The sequence below is a fragment of the Janthinobacterium sp. ROICE36 genome (assembly GCF_002869965.1).
Lineage (GTDB): Bacteria > Pseudomonadota > Gammaproteobacteria > Burkholderiales > Burkholderiaceae_D > Janthinobacterium.
In genome coordinates this window covers 88,758-107,763 of sequence record NZ_PEBS01000010.1, presented here as the reverse complement: position 1 = coordinate 107,763, position 19,006 = coordinate 88,758, and the positions used below count along the sequence as shown (strand labels likewise).

Genomic DNA, 19,006 nt, shown 5'->3' with positions numbered 1-19,006 from the left:
AATACAGCGCCTGGAAATCATCGTTCATGTTGGCCAGGATGGCATCGACCAGTACTCGCAATTTGCGCAAGGGATGCGCATCCGGGATGCGTTCCTCCAACGAGCGGTAACTGTACAGAGAGTGCTGGGTGACGTCGGTCTTGCGCATGATGGCGGTGGGAAAGTGGGGCTGATGAAACAACGTTTACCGGCCCGTGATGGTTGACGGGCACGGCGATTAATTCGACACCCTGTTAAACGGCATGACAAGCAATAATCTCCTACAAAGTGCTAATATTTGTGAAAAATTACTACAACGAGCAGGAGACACCCTTGCACAAACCCGATACGCGCACGGTTTCTAACCGCATCGCGCAGCAATGCGCGCACGCCATGCAGGCCGATGGCCACGACCCGGCCGACTTCTTCCGCCACACGGGCATCACACCGGCGCAACTCACGGAACCTGGAGGGCGCATCAACGCCGAGCGGCACCGCCGCATGACGGTCTACGCCCAGCAACTGCCGCAGCACCGCAGCCTGCTTGATCTCGACGTGACGCACTGGTTCGCGCATTACTCCGGCATTGCCCACGTCTGCTTCAACCGCCCCACCCTGCGCAGCGCGCTGCACGAGCTGCTGCACTTGCGGGGCCTGATCGGCGAATTCGACTTCATGCTGATGAGCGAGAATGGCACGCGCATCGAAATCGAATACCTGTCCGAGTTCTGCCCATTAGGCGGCGCCATGCAGGCGCTGGCCAATTTCCGCATGTTGTCGCTGGTCGCGCGCGCCTATGATGATGGCGCGGCCACCGCCTTCCACGCCAGTTTCCAGGGCAAGGCGCCGTGGTTCGCGCCCGCCATTGCCGAGTGCTTCGGCGCCGCAGCCACCTTTGGCCAGTCGCGCAACACGCTGACGTTCGACGCGCCGGCGCTGGACCGGCCCTTTGCCCAGTTCAACGCCATGCTGGCGCCGCACGCGCTGCGGCACGCGCAGGGACAATTGCAGCAGTTGCAGGGCGCGCAGCTGTTTTCGGCACGCGTGGAGCAAGCCATCATCGATTTGCTGGGCCAACAGGCCGACGCCGACGGCGCCTCGCTGCTGCCGGCCCTGTGCGACGGCCTGGCGATGAACCGCTGGACCTTGCAGCGCCAGTTGCAGCAGGAACAGACCTCGTTCCGCGCGCTGGAATTGCGCGCCAAGAGCCGCGAATCGCGCCGTTTACTGCGCGAAACGCGCATGAGCGTGGCGGACATCAGCGAGCGCCTGGGCTTTTCCTCGCAAAGCGCATTCACCCGCTTCTTCAAGACCCAGTTCGCGTTGCCGCCGGCGCGCTACCGACAGGATGCGGTCGGACTCTAGACAGGCATATGCATCATGCGGCGGCGGAAGGCGGGGGGGGGCGGAACAGCGTTGACTATTGAATAATTTTTACGCATACTGCCAGGCCCGACCTTTTCATTGCCTTCCACTATGTCTATCAGCCTGCGCCCCGTCACCGTCGACAATTTTGACATCATCAGCGACTTGCCCTTGCTGCCCCAGCAGCGCGACTATCTGGCCAGCAACGACTATTCCATCGCGCAGGCCAGCTTTTACCCCGCCACCATGCATACGCGCGCCGTGTATTGCGCTGAGGAAGTCATTGGTTTCCTGATGTTCGTCTCGCCCGATGCCGAAGACCCGCCCGGCCACTACCAGATCTGGCGTTTCATGATCGATCACCGGCGCCAGGGGCACGGACATGGCCGCGCCGCCCTCGCCCTGGCGCTGGCGGAGATCCGCGCCCGCCCGGACGCGCGCAGCATCGAAATTTGCTACAAGCCCGGAAATGCCAATGCGAAAAATTTCTATGCCAGCATGGGATTCGTGGAAAAAGACATGGATGCCGATGGCAATGACATGCTGGCCGTGATCAAGCTCGTAGCGCAGACCAGCAATGCACTGTGATGCCGGTACGGCAAAGACGCGCAAGATACGATAAGCTGATGCCGCTTACACGGCTAACGCCGCTCACTTATTTCAAACAAGGACCACCATGACCCTGATCGTCGTCGCCACCATCGATGCCCAAGCTGACCATATCGACGCCGTGCGCGCCGCCCTGGAAGCCGTCGTAGCGCCCAGCCGCGCAGAAAGCGCCTGCCTGCGCTACGAGCTGCACCTCGACAACAAGATTCCCACCCGCTTCATCATGCTGGAAGAATGGACCGACCAGGTCGCGCTGACGGCGCATTACGCGACGCCCCACTTCAAGGCGCTGGTGGCCGCCGTGGGCGACAAGACCGTCAAGATCGACGTGGCGGAACTGAGCAAGCTGATGTAAGGTAAAACGCGTGGCCATCTTTGAAAGTTGCCATCTATAATAGGGCAACTTTTTTTATGGCCATCATGACAGCATTTTCCAAGATACGCGGTGCCGTAGCGGTAGCCGCCCTGACACTCTGCGCCGGCGCCGCCGCGCAAGCGCCCAAGCCCAAGCTCGTGGGCGAATACAACTTGCTCTCGTCGACAACCGTGCCGCCCAGCACCTGGGGCTATTCCAAGGCCCGTGTGTCAATCAAGCAACTCGATGACCATCACCTGCTGATCCTGCTCGCCTGCGAATGGAAGCGCGAACCGAAGGCCGTCTGCGGCGACTATTTCTATGCCCAGTGGCGCGACGATGGCCTGTATCTGCAGGATATGAACACGTTTGCCATGCGCCTGTACTTCGATCCCGCCACGCGCAAGCTCACCATCATTTCGCGCGGCGCGGACCCCAAGCAGAGCGTGCGCCACGAAGTCTTCGACACGACGACGGCGCCACTGGTCGACACCGCCCTCGTGCGGCGCATGAAGCGCGAGCAATCGAATGCCGACAGCAAGGAAAACCGGCGCGTGTTCGGCCCCTACACCAAGTGGGACTACCGGGAAAACCGCATCGAATTCCAGCGTCAAGACTTGACGGCACCATGATGTCGCACCTGATCCACCCCATGCGGCGCCAGTTGCTGCGCCTGGCAGGCGCGCTGCTGTGCTCGCCCGTGCTCGCGCGCGCGGCCGACGGCGGCCTGCCCCGCGCCGTGCACCAGCGCATCCTGGCCACCCTCGACGCGCCGCTGCCCAAGGTGCTCAATGTGCAGCACCTGGCGCTGATACGGCGTTTCAACATCGGCTGGTCGCCCGTGGAAAGCGGCGCGCCCATGCTCAATCCGGCCTACCCGCTGGGCAAGGGCGATACCCTGGCACTGGCCATGCAAGCCATCGCCAGCAAGGATGCGGCACTGGCCGCGCAGCGCCTGATGGAAGCGTCGTTGCTGCTGCCCCACTTCGTGCAGATGGCCGACCTGAAACCGGACAGCTATGACAATGGCAAGGCGCCGTTCACCTTGACTGCCCGGCATCTGACCCTGCTGCGGCAACAATCGTGGATGACGCTGGAAATGCTGGGCATGGGTGCGGAAGACTACCTGGCCGAAGGCTACTGGCCCACGCCGTCCGTCGACGGCAAGCGCCCGTATGGCGACTTCACGAATTACCCGGTGGAAATGGCGCAAGCGCTGGGCCTGCCCGTGCGCCAGCAAGCGGACGGCAGCCTGGCCATCACGCCCGCGCTGAGAACGGAACTGAAAGCGCTACACCAGCAAACCATGCCAGCGCTGCAAGTGTTCGTGCGGGAAGCGGGCTTGCGGCGCAATACCCTCTAAGCGCGTGCCGGGCGAGATTACCCTGTGTTACAGGGAGTCGAGCCGGGACAGCATCGTGGCTGCCTGCTGCCGGAAATCCGCGATCGCCGCCGCGTCCATCTTCTCCAGCTGGCGGTACGCCATGCCGATGCGGGGATTGCGTTCCAGTGTGTCCGCGTTGCGATGGAAAAAATCCCAATACAGGGCATTGAAGGGGCAGGCGCGCTCGCCGATGCGCGCCTTCTTGTCGTAATGGCAGCCTTTGCAATAATCGCCCATGCGGTCGATATACGCGGCGCTGGACACATACGGCTTGGTGGCCAGCAGCCCGCCATCGGCGAACTGGCTCATGCCGACGGTATTGGGCAACTCCACCCATTCGAAAGCATCGATATAAATACCCAGGTACCAGCCATGCACCCTGGCAGGATCCAGGCCGGCAAGCAGCGCGAAATTGCCGATCACCATCAGGCGCTGGATATGATGCGCGTGCGCCTGCTCCAGTGACTGGGTGATCGCCTGCGACAGGCAATGCATCTTCGTTTTGCCATCCCAAAACCATGAAGGCAGCGGGCGCGTGTGGCCAAAAAAGTTTTTCTCCGCATAACCGGGCATCTGCGCCCAATAAACACCGCGCACATATTCGCGCCAGCCCAGTATCTGGCGGATGAATCCCTCGACCGCGGCCAGGGGAGCATGGCCGGCGTGATAAGCCGCTTGCGCCCTGGCGACGACTTCGCGCGGATTGAGCATTTTCACATTCAGCGCAAACGACAGCAGGGAATGAAACAAGCGCCATGCCTTGCTGCTCATCGCATCCTGGAAATCGCCAAAATGCGGCAAGGCCCGCTCGATGAAGGCGTCGAGCTGCTGCAGCGCCTCATCCCGGTTCAGCGCCCATGCCAGCCGGTCGGCATGCGGCGCGCCGAAGCTTTTCACGCCGGCAGCGACGATGGATTGCCATAATTGCCCATGATTGTGCAGCGTGCGCGGGTCTTGCGGCTCGACGGGCGTACCGCGCCAGGGCTTGCGGTTATCGTGATCGAAGTTCCATTGGCCGCCAACGGGCTTTTTCGCGTCCTCCATCAGCACCTGATGCTTGCTGCGCATCTGGCGGTAGAAAAACTCCATCAGCCATTGCTTTCGTCCGGCGAAAATATCGGCAGCCTCATGGCGAGCCGTATAGAAATGCTCGCTGTCGACCATCCGCCAGGGGATGGCCGAGCGTCGCCCGGCCTGGTAAAGCTGCTGGTCGAGGCGCCACTCGTCGGGTGCCTGGTATTCGAAGGCGCAAGCGTCATAGTGGCGAATCAGCGCTTCGATATTGTCAGGTATCGAGCGCGTGCTTTCCACGTCGTCGATGGCGATGTAATGCACGCTGTGGCCGATCAGGCGCAGCTGGCGCGCCAGTTCACGCATGGCAGCGAAGATCGCCAGGATTTTCTGCGCATGGTGTAGCACATAATCGGTTTCTTGCCGCACTTCCATCAAGACATAGATGGTGGCGTCATCGACTTCGGTGAACCAGCGATGCTGCGCATTGAGCTGGTCGCCGAGTATCAGGCGCAGTGTGGGCTTGCGTAAGGTCATGATTATTCATTTGTAATGATTGAATTCGCCATGGCGGCGGCGCTTATCCTTGAGGCAACGGTTGCGACGCCGGTTGCGGCAGCGGCTGCGACACAGGTGCTGGCGCCGCCTCCGGCACCGCCTTGCCATGCGTTTCCTGCCCGTCCTCGCCTTCGGCCGGCATGGCCAGCGGCGCAGGCGGCGCGCCTTCCTGCAGCAAGTCGCCCGGCTCTTCCACCGGTTCGTCCTGTGGCGCCTCGACCGGTTCCACGTGGCGCAGCGGTGGTGGCGGCTTGCCACCGGGGAAGATGGCGTCGCGCGACAGCTTGCCCGTGTCCAGCGCCGTCTTGAAGAAGTCGCCCACCAGCAGCACGGCGTTGTGGCCACCCTGGCCCCAGTAATTGCTGCGCATGGTGACGCGCGCGTCATTAAAACCGACCCAGGCGCCGCCCACCAGTTCCGGGTGCATCAAAATAAACCAGCCGTCCGCATTGTTTTGCGTGGTGCCGCTCTTGCCGGCCACGTCGGAGCGGATGCCGAAGCGGCTGCGGATGGCCGTGCCCGTGCCGCGGTCGATCACGCCACGCATCATGTCGGTCAGGGTAGCCGCCGATTCTTCTTTCATGGCGCGCTGGGGCTTGTCTTCGCCGAAACGGGCGATGACCTTGCCTTCGCGGTCGGTGATGTGCGTGACGACGAATGGCAGGCGCGCTGCGCCCTGGGCCGCGATGCTGGCGTAGGCGTTGACCATTTCCAGCAGGGTAACGGGACTGGTGCCCAGCGCCAGCGACGGCACTTTTTCCAGCTTGCTGTCGCGGATGCCCAGTGCGCGCGCCAGCTTGATGATCGGAGGCAAGCCCACGTCCTGCATCACTTGCGCCGTGATGGTGTTTTTCGAGTACACGAGGCCGTCGCGCATGGTCATGTCGCGGCCCGTGGTGCCGCTCATGTCCGTCGGGCGCCATATGGTGCCGTCGGCCGCCTTGATATCCATCACGGCATCGCGATACACATGCTCGGGACTGAGTCCCTTTTCCAGCGCCGCGCCATACACGATGGGCTTGAAGGTGGAGCCAGGCTGGCGCGCCGCCTGTGACACGTGGTCAAATTGCTCGCGCGCAAAATCGCGGCTGCCCACCCAGGCGCGCACGGCGCCCGTGGCCGGGTCCATGGCCGCAAAGCCCGCTTCCAGCCGCGTCTTCGACTTGCGCAGGGCGGCCATGAAGGCACGGTCGCCCTTCAATTTTTCCAGTGCCTCGTCGGGCGTGCTGCCGGCGGCCGTCAGCTTGCGGTAGTCGCGCGACTCGCGCACGAAAGCATCGAGCAAGCCCGGATGCGATTTCCAGAAGTATTCGAACGCCGCGCTGCCTGCCTGCATGCCCGCGTACACGCCCGTCGAGGTGGACGACGGCACGCCCGCGCGGCTCCATTCCACATCGGCGATCACTTGCAGGGCATTCGCCTGGCGTTCGACGGCGCGCTCGGCCGCCTGCTGCAGATCGTGGTCGAGCGTGGTATGCACCACCAGGCCATCGCGCTCCAGGTTGTAGTCATTTTCGTCGGCCCAGTCGATCAGCCATTTGCGCACATAGGCGGTGAAATGACTGTCTGACTGCGCCCGTTCACTCTGGCGCTCGAAATGCAGGCGTAGCGGACGCTTGATTAACTGTTTGTAGCGCGCCTCGTCGATGACGTCATGCTTGCGCATCTGGCCCAGCACCACGTTGCGCCGCTGCAGCGAGCGTTCCGGGTTGCCGACGGGGTTGTAGTAATTTGTGCCCTTGAGCATGCCGACCAGGGTGGCGCTTTCCAGGATGTCGAGGCGCGACGCAGGCTTGTCGAAGTAGGTGCGGGCCGCCATTTCGATGCCGTAGGTGTTGTACAGGAAGGGTACGGTGTTCAGGTAGGCTTCCAGGATTTCCGTCTTGCTGTAAGTAGCCTCGATCTTCAGGGCCGTGATCAGCTCCTTCAGCTTGCGGTTCAGGTTGCGCGAGCGGCCTATTTCCTCTGGGAACATATTGCGCGCCAGCTGCTGCGTGATGGTGGAACCGCCCTGGGGATTGCCCCCGACCGTGTGCAAGATGGCGCCAGCCGTGCGCGTGAAGTCGATGCCGTGGTGTTCGTAGAAACGGTGGTCTTCCGTCGAGATCAAGGCGCTGATCACGTTCGGCGAAATCTGTGTCAAGGTGACCCGTTCCTGCAAGCCCTGGTCGAAGCGCACCAGTTCCTTGCCATCGGCGCTGACCATGGTGCTCGGCGCGGCGGCGCGCGCCTGGCGCAAGTCGTGGATGCTGGGCGTCAAGGGTATCAGCAGCAGCATGTATAACACCACCAGCGCCAGCAAGGCCAGGAAAGACCACAGGCCCAGCACCAGCGTGCGCCGCACGGGCGGCAAGGTCATCAAGTGCGCATGGCCGCGCCGGTACAGGGCCACCGCCTTGACCGACGCCAGCCCCGCTACACGAACGACCTGCGCGCGCGCCTGTATCAACGCCTGCCGTGCTTTTACCTGAAACTGCTCCATGCCTGATGCCATGCTTGTAACCTTGTCTGATGCCGGATGATCCGTTTCAGCAAGTATATAGGGCGGGCAACAAAGCGGGCTGGATTTTACGCCAGGCAAGCATCGAGCCGCGCCAGCGTGACGCCGACATACGCCCCCACGCAGCGCGCATCGCGCGTGTGGAACGCGTCTTCCACTTGCAGCAGGCCACAGTCGCAGATGACAGGGTCAACCTGGGTCACGACGCCCAGCGCCAGATAGCGCCAGCCTTCGAGCCGCAGCAGGCGCTTTTCGCGGCCAGGATTGGCGCTGAAAATGGCATCCCAGTCATCGATCTCGCTGGCCACAGGCCACAGTTCCGCCTGGAACTGCGTGCCGGCGGCCAGTTGCGCGCCACCAAACTCGTCCATCACGTGCAGGCGCTGGCCGCCCACCTCGATGACGGCTTCCAGGTACTCTCCCTCGGAAGCGATGAAGGTGGCCGCGACGATGCTGGCCGTCACTTCTGCGTCTGCTCCAGCAGGGCCGGCAATTCTTTCAGCATGGCCTCACGCGTGCGCAGGCCCGCCGATGGCAGGCCTTTCTGCTCGTCCTGCACCAGGCGCGCAAACACGATGCTGCGCTCACCCTTGCTGGCCCAGCCCACGAACCAGCCATAGCCATGCGCTTCGTCAAAGCTGCCGTCGGCCTTGCGCGGGAAGGCTGCGCCCGTCTTGCCATGCACTTGCCAGCCATCCACGTCCGCCAGGCGCGTCAGGCGCTGCGTTTCCTGCATCGCCTGTTTCGTCACGGGCAGCTGATAATTGACCAGTTTGCGCAAGAAGCCCAGCTGTTCCAACGGTGAAATTTTCAGCGAAGAACTGATCCACGAGCGCTCCAGGCTGTTGTCCTTGCCCGGGTCGCCCGAGACGTCCGCATTGCCATAGCGCAAAGCCTTGGCGTATTTCTGGAAGCGATCGGCACCCAGCGCCTGCGTGATCTGCTGCGAATACCAGACCACGGAATACTGCATCCAGCACGACGGGTCCGTCTCCTGGCGCCAGGCGTCGCCGCCCCAGTCCACATAACCATGGCGGTACGGCAGGCTCGGCGTGTGCTCATCCTTGAGGAAACCGGCGTCGTAGCCCATCAGGCTGAGCGCAATCTTGAAGGTGGATGCGGGGGTGACTCTGTCGAAGCAATTACCCTCTTGCAACAAGACGGCGCCCGTTTTGGCGTCGGCCATGGCAGTGCAGATGGTGGCGGAATGGGCTTGCGAGGCGCCCAGAGTGGCGCCTGTCAGGCAGAGGATGAACGGGAAGAATGCACGATATTTCATGGGCCTCCGGGGCTGGGGGAGAAGGACAAAGCGAAATTGTACCGGGCAGCGCGGCACGATGCCAGCGCTGATATATGACATTGAATCGGCACATTGACTCGGCACATTGACTCAGCGCCTTGACGTTAGTGGCGTGCCGGCATGCCCGGCTGGCGATCCCGCTTCAAGCGCTCTTCTTCCAGCTCGTCCATGCCCAGCTTTTCCTCGTCGATCAGCGCATGTTCGCGCCGTTCGCGCTCCAGTTCCTCTTCCAGGCTGCCTTCGCCAGGCTCCTGCGCGATTTTCTCCGGCATGCTGTCTTCCTCCAGGGTCGATGACTGAAAAACTCAGGCAAGCTGGCCTGCCTGCGCCACGGCATCGTGCGGATGCAGGCTTTCCATATGCAGTACGCTAACACGCGCCTGCGCATAATGTGACGCCAGTGGCGCCAGCGCCGCCTGCACGCGACGGGCCGCGCCTTCCACATCCATCAGATTAGCACCATTGAGGCGTGCACTTGCTGCGCCTGCCCTCCCTCTTCCAGTCACTAGGGCAAGGCGATGCCCTGGATGCCGACCCAGTCCAGCGGCATGGGGCTGCCCAGATGGGGGGCTGGCCGCCACGTCGGGCAGCGGTGTGGAAAGGGCATCGCGCTTCCTGGTCAAGGCTCCATATGCAAACAAGTTGCATATCATGTGGAAAACACGTAGATTTGCAAGTGCCTTGCATTAATGAACGGGTATCGACAGATCAGCTGGCCTTGCGAAACGTCAGATTCATGCGCTGGCTGCCCAGCACTGCGTGTTCGCCCTCTTTCAGGGGCGCCACGCCATGGAAGCGCAGGCGATCAGCGCCGCCCCACACCACCACGTCGCCATGCAACAAGGTGATGCGCGCCGCCCTGTCGGCCCGCTCGGACCCGCCGAACAGGAAGATGGCGGGCAAGCCCAGCGAGACGGAAACGATGGGCGCATTAAAATCGCACTCATCGCGGTCTTGGTGCAGGGCCATGCGCGCGCCGGGCGCATAGCGATTGACCAGGCAGGCGTCGGGCGTGAAGCGCGGATAGCCGGCCGCCAGCGCCGCCTGCTGCGCCAGACGCAGGAACACGGGTGGCATCGTCGGCCAGGGACGGCCGCTGGACGGATCGAGCCGCGCATAGCGGTAGCCGCGCCCATCCGTGACCCAGCCCAGAGTACCGCAATTGCTCATGGCAACGGACATGCGCAAGCCGCCCGGCGTGGCCATGTGGCGCAGGGGCGCCGCCAGCACGATGGCGTCCAATGCCGGCAGCACCTCGTCCAGATACGGCAGCGCAAAACCGCGCAGCAGGACCGATGCAGACGAGCCGGGCACCAGGGGCGCAGGGTCGAGCGGGGCATAATCTTCATCGGCAAACAGGGACAGGTTCATGCCGCCTATTGTAGGCGCAGCACGGAAAAAGCGCGCGCGGCTGCCGCATGGTGCGCTACAGTAGCGCTTCCAGCCACTACCACCCGCCTCCACGATGGATCATTACGCCGATTTGCTGCACACCCTCGCGCAACAGGAAGAATCCCTGCAATTCGAACGCTTCGACAACGATACGGCGCTGGCCGTGGGCCTGTGGATCGTCGAAGAAGTGCGCAAGCGGGGCAAGGCCGTCACCGTCAACATCACGCGCAATGGCCAGGTGCTGTTCCATCACGCCATGACGGGCGCCACGGCAGACCAGGCGGACTGGATACGCCGCAAGAACAACACGGTGCAGCGCTTCTGCCGCAGTTCCTACTACATGGGCATTTCCCATAAAAGCCGTGGCAGCAGCTTCGAAGACGTGAAATACCTCGATGACATCGAGTACGCGGGCCACGGCGGCGCTTTCCCCCTGCTGATACGCGGCGTGGGACTGGTCGGCACGGTCACCGTTTCCGGCCTGGCGCAGGCAGACGACCATGCGCTGGTGGTGGCCGCGCTGCAGGCGCAGCTGGACAAATAGTCAGGCGGCCAGCGCCCGGCGCAAGGCGGCGCGCGCCAGCAGGCGCGTGGAGTCAAGCGCCGGCAGCGGCCAGCTTGTGCGCCGACGCCAGCATCAGTTCTGCCACGCCGGCCAGGTCGCCCCCGTTCAGGCAATCCACATAGCGTGCCAACGAAGGCGTATGCAGCGTCACTTCCGGATGTTCATACGCTCCCAGCGCATGCGCGCCCTCTTCGCAGATGGTGCGGTAGCACACGGCCGCGCCTTCGGCCGAACAGCCGACGATGCCGATATGGTGAGTCGTGATTTTCCTTAAATGCGCTGGCCGCCGTCGATGGGAATTTCCGCGCCCGTGATGTACGAGGCGCGCTCGCTGCACAGGAATTCCACCAGGTCGGCCACTTCGGCCGTCGTGCCCAGGCGGCGCAGGGGAATTTGCGTGTCGACGATGTGCGAGGTGCCGGGCGACAAAATCGCCGTATCGATCTCGCCCGGTGCGATGGCGTTGACGCGCACATTCAGCGGCGCCATGTCGTTGGCCATTTCGCGCGTCAGCGATGCCAGCGCCGCCTTCGAACTGGCGTAGGCGGAGCCGGCGAACGGGTGCACGCGGTAGCCGGCGATCGAACACAGGTTCACGACGGAGCCGTGCGCGTTCGACAATTCCTGCGCAAAGCCCCGCGTCAGGGCCAGCGGCGCAAAGAAATTCGTGTTGTACATTTCCTGCCAGGTCTGCATGTCGGTGGTCAGGGAATTGACGCGCGAACCGCCCGGCCCCTTCGGCGACACGCCCGCATTGTTCACCAGCGCGTGCAGCTTCGAGTCGCCTAGCATGGGACGCAGGGTATCGACCATCTGTCCGATCTGGCTCAGGTCCGACAAATCCATGCAAAAGTGCGTGTTGTGCTCCTGGCTGCGCGGGCAGCCACCGGGAATCGGGCTGCGCGAAACGGTGATGACGCGCCAGCCCAGGCTGCGGAAGCGTTCGGCCACGGCGTGACCGATGCCGCGGCTGGCGCCCGTGACGATGGCCGTTTTTTGTTCAGTCATGTTCTTCCTTGTCCTGTTCTTGTTCGGTTTTGCCGGCGTGGATGCGCTCCTGGCGCATGACATAGGCCAGCATCTGCGTCCCGCCGTCGAGAATATCCTGTTCGATGGCGCGCCGCGCGGCCGCGCTGTCGCGCTGGCGCAGCGCGCTGATGATGGCGTGGTGGTGGCCGACCCGCATGTCGGGCGAAAAACTGGCGTAGCCGGCGGCGATCAGGGGCGCCGTCTGCATCCACAAGTGGTCGACGAAGCGTTTCAATGTCGGCATGCCGGCAGCCTGCGCCAGGCCCAGATGAAACGCCTGGTTGCATTGCAGGGCCGCCGCCAGGTCGTGCCGCGCGATGGCGTCTTCATTCGCTTGCAGCAGGCGTTCCAGGTCGGCCAGGGTGGCGTCGTCGATGCGCTGCGCCGCTTCAAACGCGCCCAGCCCTTCCAGTTCCAGGCGCAGCGCGCGGATTTCCAGGTAGCGCGCAACGCTCAGCACGGGCACGCGGAAGTCGCGCGGCGAGCGCAGCACCAGCGCCTCTTCCTGCACCAGTTGCAGCATGGCGTCGCGCACGGGGGTGACGCTGGTGCCCAGTTGCAGCGCCAGCTCGCGGATGCGCAGCCGGTCATTCGGCTGGAAGCGCCCGGCCGCCAGCGCGTCGCGCAGCGTCGCGTACACGGATTTGCCCAGGTTGACGTGTGCCAGGCTGTCCAGGGGATCGGTCATCGGCATTTTCAGATCTGTTAGGTTATGATGCATCATACATCAACACAAAAAACAGCGTTTTTCCCCGCCTGCGCCGCAGACAAAAAACACGCGCAGCAAGTACAATCAGCCGCCACCGCCTTGAAAGGATCGCACTTGAACTGGGATTATCCACACGCCTGTACCCTGCCCGTCACGCCAGAAGCGGGTGACATCGACGGCTTGCAGCATACGAACAACGCCGTGTATGTGCGCTGGTGCGAGCATATCGCCTGGCACCACTCGGCCACCCTGGGGCTGGACCTGGACGATTACCGGCGCCTGGACCGGGCCATGGCGATCCGCCGCGGCGAGTATGATTATTTACTGCCCACGCGCGAAAACGAGGCCTTGACCCTGGCCACCTGGCTGTGCGCCAGCGACGGCCGCTCCAGCATGGAACGACGCTTCCAGCTGATCCGCGACAGCGATGGCGCCACCGTCGTGCGCGGGCGCTGGAACTTGATCTGCATCGAATTGAGCAGCGGCCGCGCGCGCCGCCTGCCGCCCGAGTTTCTGGCCGTATACGAACCGGCCATCGTCGCGGCGCGCCAGAACGCGCAGGATTAAGCTGGCAAGCGTGCCGGCTGCAGCGCAATCAGCACCAGCAGAATGACCAGCGGCACGGCCAGCGCGGCAAAGCCCACGGCCAGGTAGGCAAAGGTGGCCAGGATGGCGCCCACGGCAAAACCCGGCAGGGGCCAGAAGAATTTGATACAGCGCTCACGCGTGGCGCCGTCGGCCGCGCCGCGCAGCACGTCGACCGTATCGATCACCAATTGTGTCACATTGCCCGTCATCATGGACGTGGGCGTCAGGTGCGCCAGCAGCAGACGGCTGATGGCGCTATGCGTGCCCATGGCCGCCGCGCCGAACAGGCCGGCCGCCATGGCCAGCGCGCCCGTCGCGGGCGCCAGCGGTTTAGCCAGCGGTTGGGCGAAGATGCAAGGCTTTTCTTGCGACCCCGCAGTGCAACATGCATTTCGCTCCTGCTTTGCGCATCCATGCTTTAGAATCAGCGACCTCAGCCCCGTAAAAACAGGATAAAACATATGACGGCAGTCGGGAATACCGAACCACAAGAGCTCAAGCGCGGCCTGAAAAGCCGCCACATCCAGCTCATCGCCCTGGGCGGCGCCATCGGCACCGGCCTGTTTCTGGGCATCGCGCAAACCATCAAGATGGCCGGCCCTTCGGTGCTGCTGGGCTATGGCATCGCCGGCGTGATCGCCTTTCTGATCATGCGCCAGCTGGGCGAGATGGTGGTCGACGAACCCGTCGCCGGTTCTTTCAGCTACTTCGCCGACAAATACTGCGGCCACCTGCCCGGCTTTTTGTCGGGCTGGAATTACTGGGTGCTGTATGTGCTGGTCAGCATGGCCGAACTGACGGCCGTCGGCATCTATGTGCAGTACTGGTGGCCAGGCGTGCCTACCTGGGTCTCGGCGCTGATCTTCTTTTGCGCCATCAACGCCATCAGTTTGTTGAATGTCAAAGCCTTCGGCGAAATGGAATTCTGGTTCGCCCTCATCAAGGTTGTCGCCATCATCGGCATGATCATCTTTGGCGCGTACCTGCTCGCCTCCGGCGATGCGGGCCCGCAAGCGTCGGTGGCCAACCTGTGGCAGCACGGCGGCTTCTTTCCGAATGGCTGGCAGGGCCTGGTGATGGCCATGGCCGTCATCATGTTCTCGTTCGGCGGCCTGGAACTGGTGGGCATCACGGCGGCCGAGGCGGACGACCCAAGCACCACGATTCCGCGCGCCACCAACCAGGCCATCTACCGCATCCTGATCTTTTACATTGGCGCCCTGGGCATTTTGCTGTCGCTGTACCCGTGGCAGAAGGTCGTCACCGGCGGCAGCCCCTTCGTGCTGATCTTCCATGCACTCGACAGCAACCTGGTGGCCACGGCCCTGAACGTCGTGGTGCTGACTGCCGCCCTGTCCGTGTACAACAGCGGCGTGTACTGCAACACACGCATGCTGTTCGGCCTGGCCAAACAAGGCAATGCGCCGCGCGCGCTGCTACGCCTGAACCGCCGCGGCGTGCCTTTGGCGGCGCTGGGCGTGTCGGCCCTGGCCACGGGTGCCTGCGTGGTGGTCAATTACTTCATGCCGGGAGAAGCGTTCGAAGTACTGATGGGCCTGGTGGTTTCGGCGCTGATCATCAACTGGGCCATGATCAGCTGGATACACCTGCGCTTCCGCGCACAAAAGAAATTGCAAGGAAAAACGACGCTGTTTCAGAGCCTGGGCTACCCGTTCACCAACTACCTGTGCCTGGTTTTCCTGGCCGGCATCCTGGTGATCATGTACCTGACACCGGGCTTGCGCATCTCCGTCTACCTGATTCCCGTGTGGCTGGCTGCGCTGGGCGTCGGTTACTGGATCAGGCAAAGCAAGGCCTAGGCAGCCTGCGCCGTATCAGGAAATAAGCAATGCAAAAAGCCCCTCTTCGCAGACGGGCTTTTTGCATTGTGCACGGTCGAGTCTAAACGGCGGCGGCCTCGCCCTGCTCCGCAGGCACATCGGCTTGCCACAGGCTGATGCTCAGGCCCGCATACGATTGCAGCAGCACGTCGTCGCTCAAGGTCAGCAGCGCTTGCTTGCGCTGCTCCATGCGCGCCTCGGGCGACATGTCCTTCTCGCCCGTCTTGTACGGCCCCAGCGCGGGCAGCAGGTCGCGCAACACGGAATAATTGCCCGGCGTGGTCTGGTCCGATTCCAGCTTGCCCAGGAAATACTTCATGACATGCTCGGACTGGCGGCTCTCCTGCTGCAAGCTTGCCTTCACCATCTTGCCATCCTTGTAGGCCACTTGCGCGTCGCTGCTGGCCGTATCTTCGATCTGGTGGTAAGTATAATTCTGCGAGTCTGTGCTGGCCGTCAGGCGCAGCGGCACGCCGGGAACGAGCGTCTCATGGTAGCTGGCGCTCAGCTTTGATTGCTGCTGCTGCCGGATCGAACGCGCATCCTGGCTGGCACCGGCCTGCGTCGTCTTCTGCGACACTGCATAATTGAAGCCATCCTTTTCCGCGCTGCGCATGGGATTGCTGAATGCCACGGCTTGCGACACGGAGGCGCTGAAATCGGCCAGTCCCGTCAGGATGGACTTGTCCTCGGCCGCCAGGCGCCACCTGCCCGTTTCGGGGCTGTCCGTGGCCAACTGCGGCGCGGCGGCATTGCTGTGCAAGGCCGTAAAACTGTCCTTGAGCATGGCCACCAGGCCAGCATCGCCATGACCGCGTGACGCCGCCTGGTCGAACTGCTTCATGTAGCTGCCCAGCGCCTTGGCTTGCCGTTCCTTGCTGCCCAGGGTGTTGCGTTGGCTGGCATCGACCTTCAGGTCCAGGCTGCCGGCCTCGCCACTGAAGCTGACCTTGCGCTGCGCGCCGTCAGCCTGGAAATCCAGGGTTTGCACGCTTTGCGGCTCGCCGCGCACCTTCACTTCCGCATGCAGTTTCACCGAGGCCAACACTTGCTGGTCGAACTGCATCAAGCCCTCCAGCTTGATTTTCGGCGTGCTCTGCCCCATGCCATCAATGGCTTCCTGAAAACCTTTTGCCAGGTCGCCCAACGCACTGGCTTCAGCGTCGCTGAGGTCGCCGCTCGTCGTCATGTTCACGGCCAGTCCGTCGCCCTGGCTGTCGAGTGTCAGCTTGACTTCCACACCGCTTTTCGTCGTGATGCTGAGGGCAACCCGGTCTTCGCCATTACCGTGCAGGCTACCCGGCGCGATGCCGGACGCCGCATAGACATTCGGCGTGGTGCTCGGCGGCGGCTGGCGCATCGCCTGCGAGAAATTGTAGTTGCCGAGCTTGGCCTGACCCAGCATGGCCGCGCCCAGGCCGCTGAAGCGACCGCCAAACGCATACGAAGAGAAGCTTTTCGTCATCGCCTCGCTCACCTTGTCGCGCGATGCGCTTTCCCACACCATCGGCGAAGGCACGAGAGATGCCAAGGCCGGCGGGCCGCCGAAGGCGACGATGGCGGAAGGGGTAGACGCCGGGGATGAGGGCGTGTCCGCCCTGCTTGCCGTAGCGGCAGGCGCGCGGGACGGACTTGGATTCCAGCTCGGGATCGGGGAGACGGAGGTCATGGTCGTTATGCCTTGCTAAACGCGTAGTGGTGTATGGCTGAGATATTCATAACTTTCAGTTTTTGATAACAATCAACCGTCAAGCTAGCCCACTTTCAGCCAGACGTGGGATACACGCCGCTTCAGGTGCCAGGCAGACACAGCTATAGCGACGTGAAATGTGAAATCATGAGCACAATGTGGCATGAAAAATTTTCATTCTTGATACAAGTCACGCTCCACCCCAGCCGCGGCGCCAGCGAGGGCGCGTTATTTAACTCAAATTGGAACTGTTGCCGCAAGTAATTTTATACTGTTGCTCAAATGATGAAAGTGACTATGTGTGACTTTTCACCTACCAGCAATCACTATGATCGCTGGGTGCTTCGTGATAAATCCGCATTTGCTTATTCGGAACAGGAAGCATGGCCTTAAGGAGGCAGTATGAAATTTATGAAGTTAACCATCGCCAAGCGGCTCAGTCTGGGCTTTGGCCTGGTCGCCATGTTCCTGTTGCTGGTCATCACGCTGGGGCTGACCAGCATGCGTCAAATCCAGGACCGCATGGATGAAACCACCAAGGTCAACAACGTCGAAACCAGCCTGGCTCAAACCATGGATTTGACGGTCACCGAACGGGCGCTGGCCATGCGCAATCTGATTTTGCTGAAAGAGGACAAGGAAATCCAGATCGAAGTCACGCGCATCGCGGCGCAGGAAAAAAAATACGATGCCGCCCAACAAAAGCTGGGAAAAATGTTCGCCAATCGGGAAGGCACTTCTAACGAAGAAAGAAACCTGCTTGAACAAATCCGCAGACAAAGCGAGCTGGCGGCCCCCTTTATTCAGCGGGCCGCCGTGCTGGCGCTGAACCAGAAGCAAGACGATGCCTACAAACTGTTGCGCTATGAATTCCGCCCCGTGCAAAAGCGCTGGTGGGAATTGCTGCGCACCTTGATCGCCGTCGAGGAAAAGCAGAATAACGAAGCGTCTGTTAATGCCGAGGCTGCCTACAGCCAGGCGCGCCTGGTGATGCTGAGCATCGGCTCGCTGGCCCTGATCACCAGCCTGTTGGCCGCCGTGCTGATCACGCGCGGGGTGACGCGTCAGCTCGGTTGCGAGCCCGACGAAGCGGCGGCGATCGCTGGGCAAATTGCCAGCGGCAACCTGGCAGTGCCCATCCATACCCGCGCCGGCGATACGCACAGCCTGCTGTATGCCATGCAGTCGATGCGCGACAGCCTGGCGCAAATCGTCCAGCAAGTTCACGCCAGCACCGAGACCATCGCCACGGCGGCAGGACAAATCGCCATGGGCAACCTGGACCTGTCTTCGCGCACGGAACAGCAGGCCAGCACGCTGGAGCAAACCGCTTCGTCCATGGAAGAACTGACGAGCACCGTGCGCATCAACACCGACCATGCGCGCCAGGCCAACGGACTGGCCGAATCGGCCTCCGATGTCGCCACCAAGGGCGGCGCCGTGGTGGCGCAGGTGGTCGACACCATGGCGGCCATCGATGTCTCGGCGCGCAAGATCGTCGACATCATCGCCGTCATCGACGGCATCGCCTTCCAGACGAATATCCTGGCGCTGAACGCGGCGGTCGAGGCGGCCCGTGCCGGGGAACAGGGGCGCGGCTTTGCCGTGGTGGCCACCGAGGTGCGCAATCTGGCGCAGCGCTCGGCCGCGGCCGCCAAGGAAATCAAGGACTTGATCGGCGATTCGGTCGACAAGGTGCAAGCCGGCAACCGCCTGGTCGAACAGGCCGGGTCGACCATGCACGAAGTGGTCGCCAGCGTCAGGCGCGTCACCGGCATCATGGCCGAAATGATGTCCGCCAGCCAGGAGCAGTCGGCAGGCATCGAGCAAATCAATATGGCCGTGACGCAAATGGACAATGTCACGCAGCAAAACGCGGCCTTGGTCGAGGAAGCGGCCGCCGCCGCGCAAGCGATGCAGGAACAGGTCAACAGCCTGAACGAGGTGGTCAGCGTCTTCCGTGTGGGCAACATCGCTGGCGGCCGCGATGCGGGATTGCGCGTGGTCAGCCGTCCGCCGCCGCCCGTGGCAGTGCGGCAGCCGCCCGCCAAGGCAAAGCCGGCCCGTCCGGCCGTGGCCAAGCCCAGCGAAATCGAGTGGGAACAGTTTTGAGCCGGCACGGGGGAGTGGC

Annotated in this window: 19 protein-coding genes and 3 pseudogenes; 9 read left to right on the top strand and 13 right to left on the bottom strand. The window is 62.7% G+C overall.

Translation table 11 applies throughout. The features are described 5' to 3' along the window. Window positions 1-148 (bottom strand): annotated as a pseudogene (locus CSZ94_RS28510) (IS5/IS1182 family transposase); the annotation flags it as partial. Window positions 149-312: 164 nt separating this feature from the next. Here CSZ94_RS28510 and CSZ94_RS06540 point away from each other — a divergent pair. The 5 genes from CSZ94_RS06540 (at window position 313) to CSZ94_RS06520 (ending at window position 3,671) form a co-directional block, all read left to right on the top strand. Beyond that, a complete protein-coding gene (locus CSZ94_RS06540) occupies window positions 313-1,344 on the top strand; it encodes a helix-turn-helix transcriptional regulator (protein ID WP_146009751.1) in 1,032 nt (343 codons plus the stop codon). Window positions 1,345-1,455: 111 nt separating this feature from the next. Further along, complete coding sequence (locus CSZ94_RS06535) at window positions 1,456-1,932, top strand: GNAT family N-acetyltransferase (RefSeq protein WP_102120765.1); 477 nt, start codon at window positions 1,456-1,458, stop codon at window positions 1,930-1,932. An 88-nt stretch (window positions 1,933-2,020) separates the two neighbouring features. Then, window positions 2,021-2,308: a putative quinol monooxygenase gene (locus tag CSZ94_RS06530; protein ID WP_102120764.1), complete on the top strand. Its 288-nt coding sequence runs from the start codon at window positions 2,021-2,023 to the stop codon at window positions 2,306-2,308. Window positions 2,309-2,373: 65 nt separating this feature from the next. Further along, complete coding sequence (locus CSZ94_RS06525) at window positions 2,374-2,940, top strand: hypothetical protein (protein ID WP_102120774.1); 567 nt, start codon at window positions 2,374-2,376, stop codon at window positions 2,938-2,940. Next, window positions 2,937-3,671, top strand: coding sequence for a hypothetical protein (locus CSZ94_RS06520; protein WP_146009750.1), 735 nt, complete (start codon window positions 2,937-2,939; stop codon window positions 3,669-3,671). Before CSZ94_RS06525 ends, CSZ94_RS06520 begins: the two co-directional genes overlap by 4 nt. 27 nt (window positions 3,672-3,698) lie before the next feature. Here CSZ94_RS06520 and CSZ94_RS06515 read toward each other — a convergent pair whose 3' ends face one another. The 7 genes and pseudogenes from CSZ94_RS06515 to alkB all read right to left on the bottom strand — a co-directional run bounded on the left by CSZ94_RS06515 (window position 3,699) and on the right by alkB (window position 10,432). Continuing rightward, the gene (locus CSZ94_RS06515) at window positions 3,699-5,240 is read right to left on the bottom strand and encodes a cryptochrome/photolyase family protein (RefSeq protein ID WP_102120762.1); all 1,542 of its coding nucleotides are present in this window, start codon (window positions 5,238-5,240) and stop codon (window positions 3,699-3,701) included. 43 nt (window positions 5,241-5,283) lie between these two features. Then, window positions 5,284-7,755 (bottom strand): penicillin-binding protein 1A, encoded by a 2,472-nt coding sequence (locus tag CSZ94_RS06510; protein ID WP_102120761.1) that lies wholly within the window; start codon window positions 7,753-7,755, stop codon window positions 5,284-5,286. A gap of 74 nt (window positions 7,756-7,829) precedes the next feature. Beyond that, entirely contained in the window at window positions 7,830-8,225 is a 396-nt protein-coding gene (locus CSZ94_RS06505) for a hypothetical protein (protein WP_102120760.1), read from the bottom strand. Further along, window positions 8,222-9,040, bottom strand: coding sequence for a class D beta-lactamase (blaOXA, locus tag CSZ94_RS06500; protein ID WP_102120759.1), 819 nt, complete (start codon window positions 9,038-9,040; stop codon window positions 8,222-8,224). Before blaOXA ends, CSZ94_RS06505 begins: the two co-directional genes overlap by 4 nt. 125 nt (window positions 9,041-9,165) lie before the next feature. Continuing rightward, entirely contained in the window at window positions 9,166-9,333 is a 168-nt protein-coding gene (locus tag CSZ94_RS27945) for a hypothetical protein (RefSeq protein ID WP_180977381.1), read from the bottom strand. Between the two features lie 33 nt (window positions 9,334-9,366). Beyond that, window positions 9,367-9,540 (bottom strand): annotated as a pseudogene (locus CSZ94_RS06495) (GTP cyclohydrolase, FolE2/MptA family); the annotation flags it as partial. A gap of 229 nt (window positions 9,541-9,769) precedes the next feature. Beyond that, window positions 9,770-10,432, bottom strand: coding sequence for a DNA oxidative demethylase AlkB (gene alkB / locus CSZ94_RS06490; RefSeq protein ID WP_102120758.1), 663 nt, complete (start codon window positions 10,430-10,432; stop codon window positions 9,770-9,772). 94 nt (window positions 10,433-10,526) lie between these two features. On the opposite strand from alkB, the gene CSZ94_RS06485 reads away from it, so the two are divergent. After that, window positions 10,527-10,997: a heme-degrading domain-containing protein gene (locus tag CSZ94_RS06485; RefSeq protein ID WP_102120757.1), complete on the top strand. Its 471-nt coding sequence runs from the start codon at window positions 10,527-10,529 to the stop codon at window positions 10,995-10,997. Between the two features lie 55 nt (window positions 10,998-11,052). On the opposite strand, the pseudogene CSZ94_RS06480 reads toward CSZ94_RS06485, so the two are convergent. The 3 genes and pseudogenes from CSZ94_RS06480 to CSZ94_RS06470 form a co-directional block, all read right to left on the bottom strand. After that, window positions 11,053-11,283, bottom strand: a pseudogene (locus CSZ94_RS06480) (aspartate racemase); the annotation flags it as partial. 5 nt (window positions 11,284-11,288) lie between these two features. Beyond that, the gene (locus CSZ94_RS06475; protein WP_102120756.1) at window positions 11,289-12,026 is read right to left on the bottom strand and encodes an SDR family NAD(P)-dependent oxidoreductase; all 738 of its coding nucleotides are present in this window, start codon (window positions 12,024-12,026) and stop codon (window positions 11,289-11,291) included. Then, window positions 12,019-12,735, bottom strand: coding sequence for a GntR family transcriptional regulator (locus CSZ94_RS06470; protein ID WP_102120755.1), 717 nt, complete (start codon window positions 12,733-12,735; stop codon window positions 12,019-12,021). The genes CSZ94_RS06475 and CSZ94_RS06470 overlap by 8 nt, the downstream gene beginning before the upstream one ends. 135 nt (window positions 12,736-12,870) lie before the next feature. On the opposite strand from CSZ94_RS06470, the gene CSZ94_RS06465 reads away from it, so the two are divergent. Beyond that, the gene (locus CSZ94_RS06465) at window positions 12,871-13,323 is read left to right on the top strand and encodes an acyl-CoA thioesterase (RefSeq protein ID WP_219725977.1); all 453 of its coding nucleotides are present in this window, start codon (window positions 12,871-12,873) and stop codon (window positions 13,321-13,323) included. On the opposite strand, the gene CSZ94_RS06460 is transcribed toward CSZ94_RS06465, so the two are convergent. Then, window positions 13,320-13,643: a DUF1275 family protein gene (locus tag CSZ94_RS06460; protein WP_374703562.1), complete on the bottom strand. Its 324-nt coding sequence runs from the start codon at window positions 13,641-13,643 to the stop codon at window positions 13,320-13,322. The two genes, CSZ94_RS06465 and CSZ94_RS06460, sit on opposite strands and share 4 nt — an antisense overlap. 162 nt (window positions 13,644-13,805) lie before the next feature. Here CSZ94_RS06460 and CSZ94_RS06455 point away from each other — a divergent pair, with 162 nt between their 5' ends. Further along, window positions 13,806-15,164 (top strand): amino acid permease, encoded by a 1,359-nt coding sequence (locus tag CSZ94_RS06455; protein ID WP_102120753.1) that lies wholly within the window; start codon window positions 13,806-13,808, stop codon window positions 15,162-15,164. Between the two features lie 82 nt (window positions 15,165-15,246). On the opposite strand, the gene CSZ94_RS06450 is transcribed toward CSZ94_RS06455, so the two are convergent. Next, on the bottom strand, window positions 15,247-16,854 hold the full coding sequence (locus CSZ94_RS06450; protein ID WP_146009749.1) for a hypothetical protein: 1,608 nt from the start codon (window positions 16,852-16,854) through the stop codon (window positions 15,247-15,249). 423 nt (window positions 16,855-17,277) lie between these two features. On the opposite strand from CSZ94_RS06450, the gene CSZ94_RS06445 reads away from it, so the two are divergent. Continuing rightward, on the top strand, window positions 17,278-18,987 hold the full coding sequence (locus CSZ94_RS06445; protein ID WP_180977380.1) for a methyl-accepting chemotaxis protein: 1,710 nt from the start codon (window positions 17,278-17,280) through the stop codon (window positions 18,985-18,987). Window positions 18,988-19,006 lie beyond the last annotated feature (19 nt).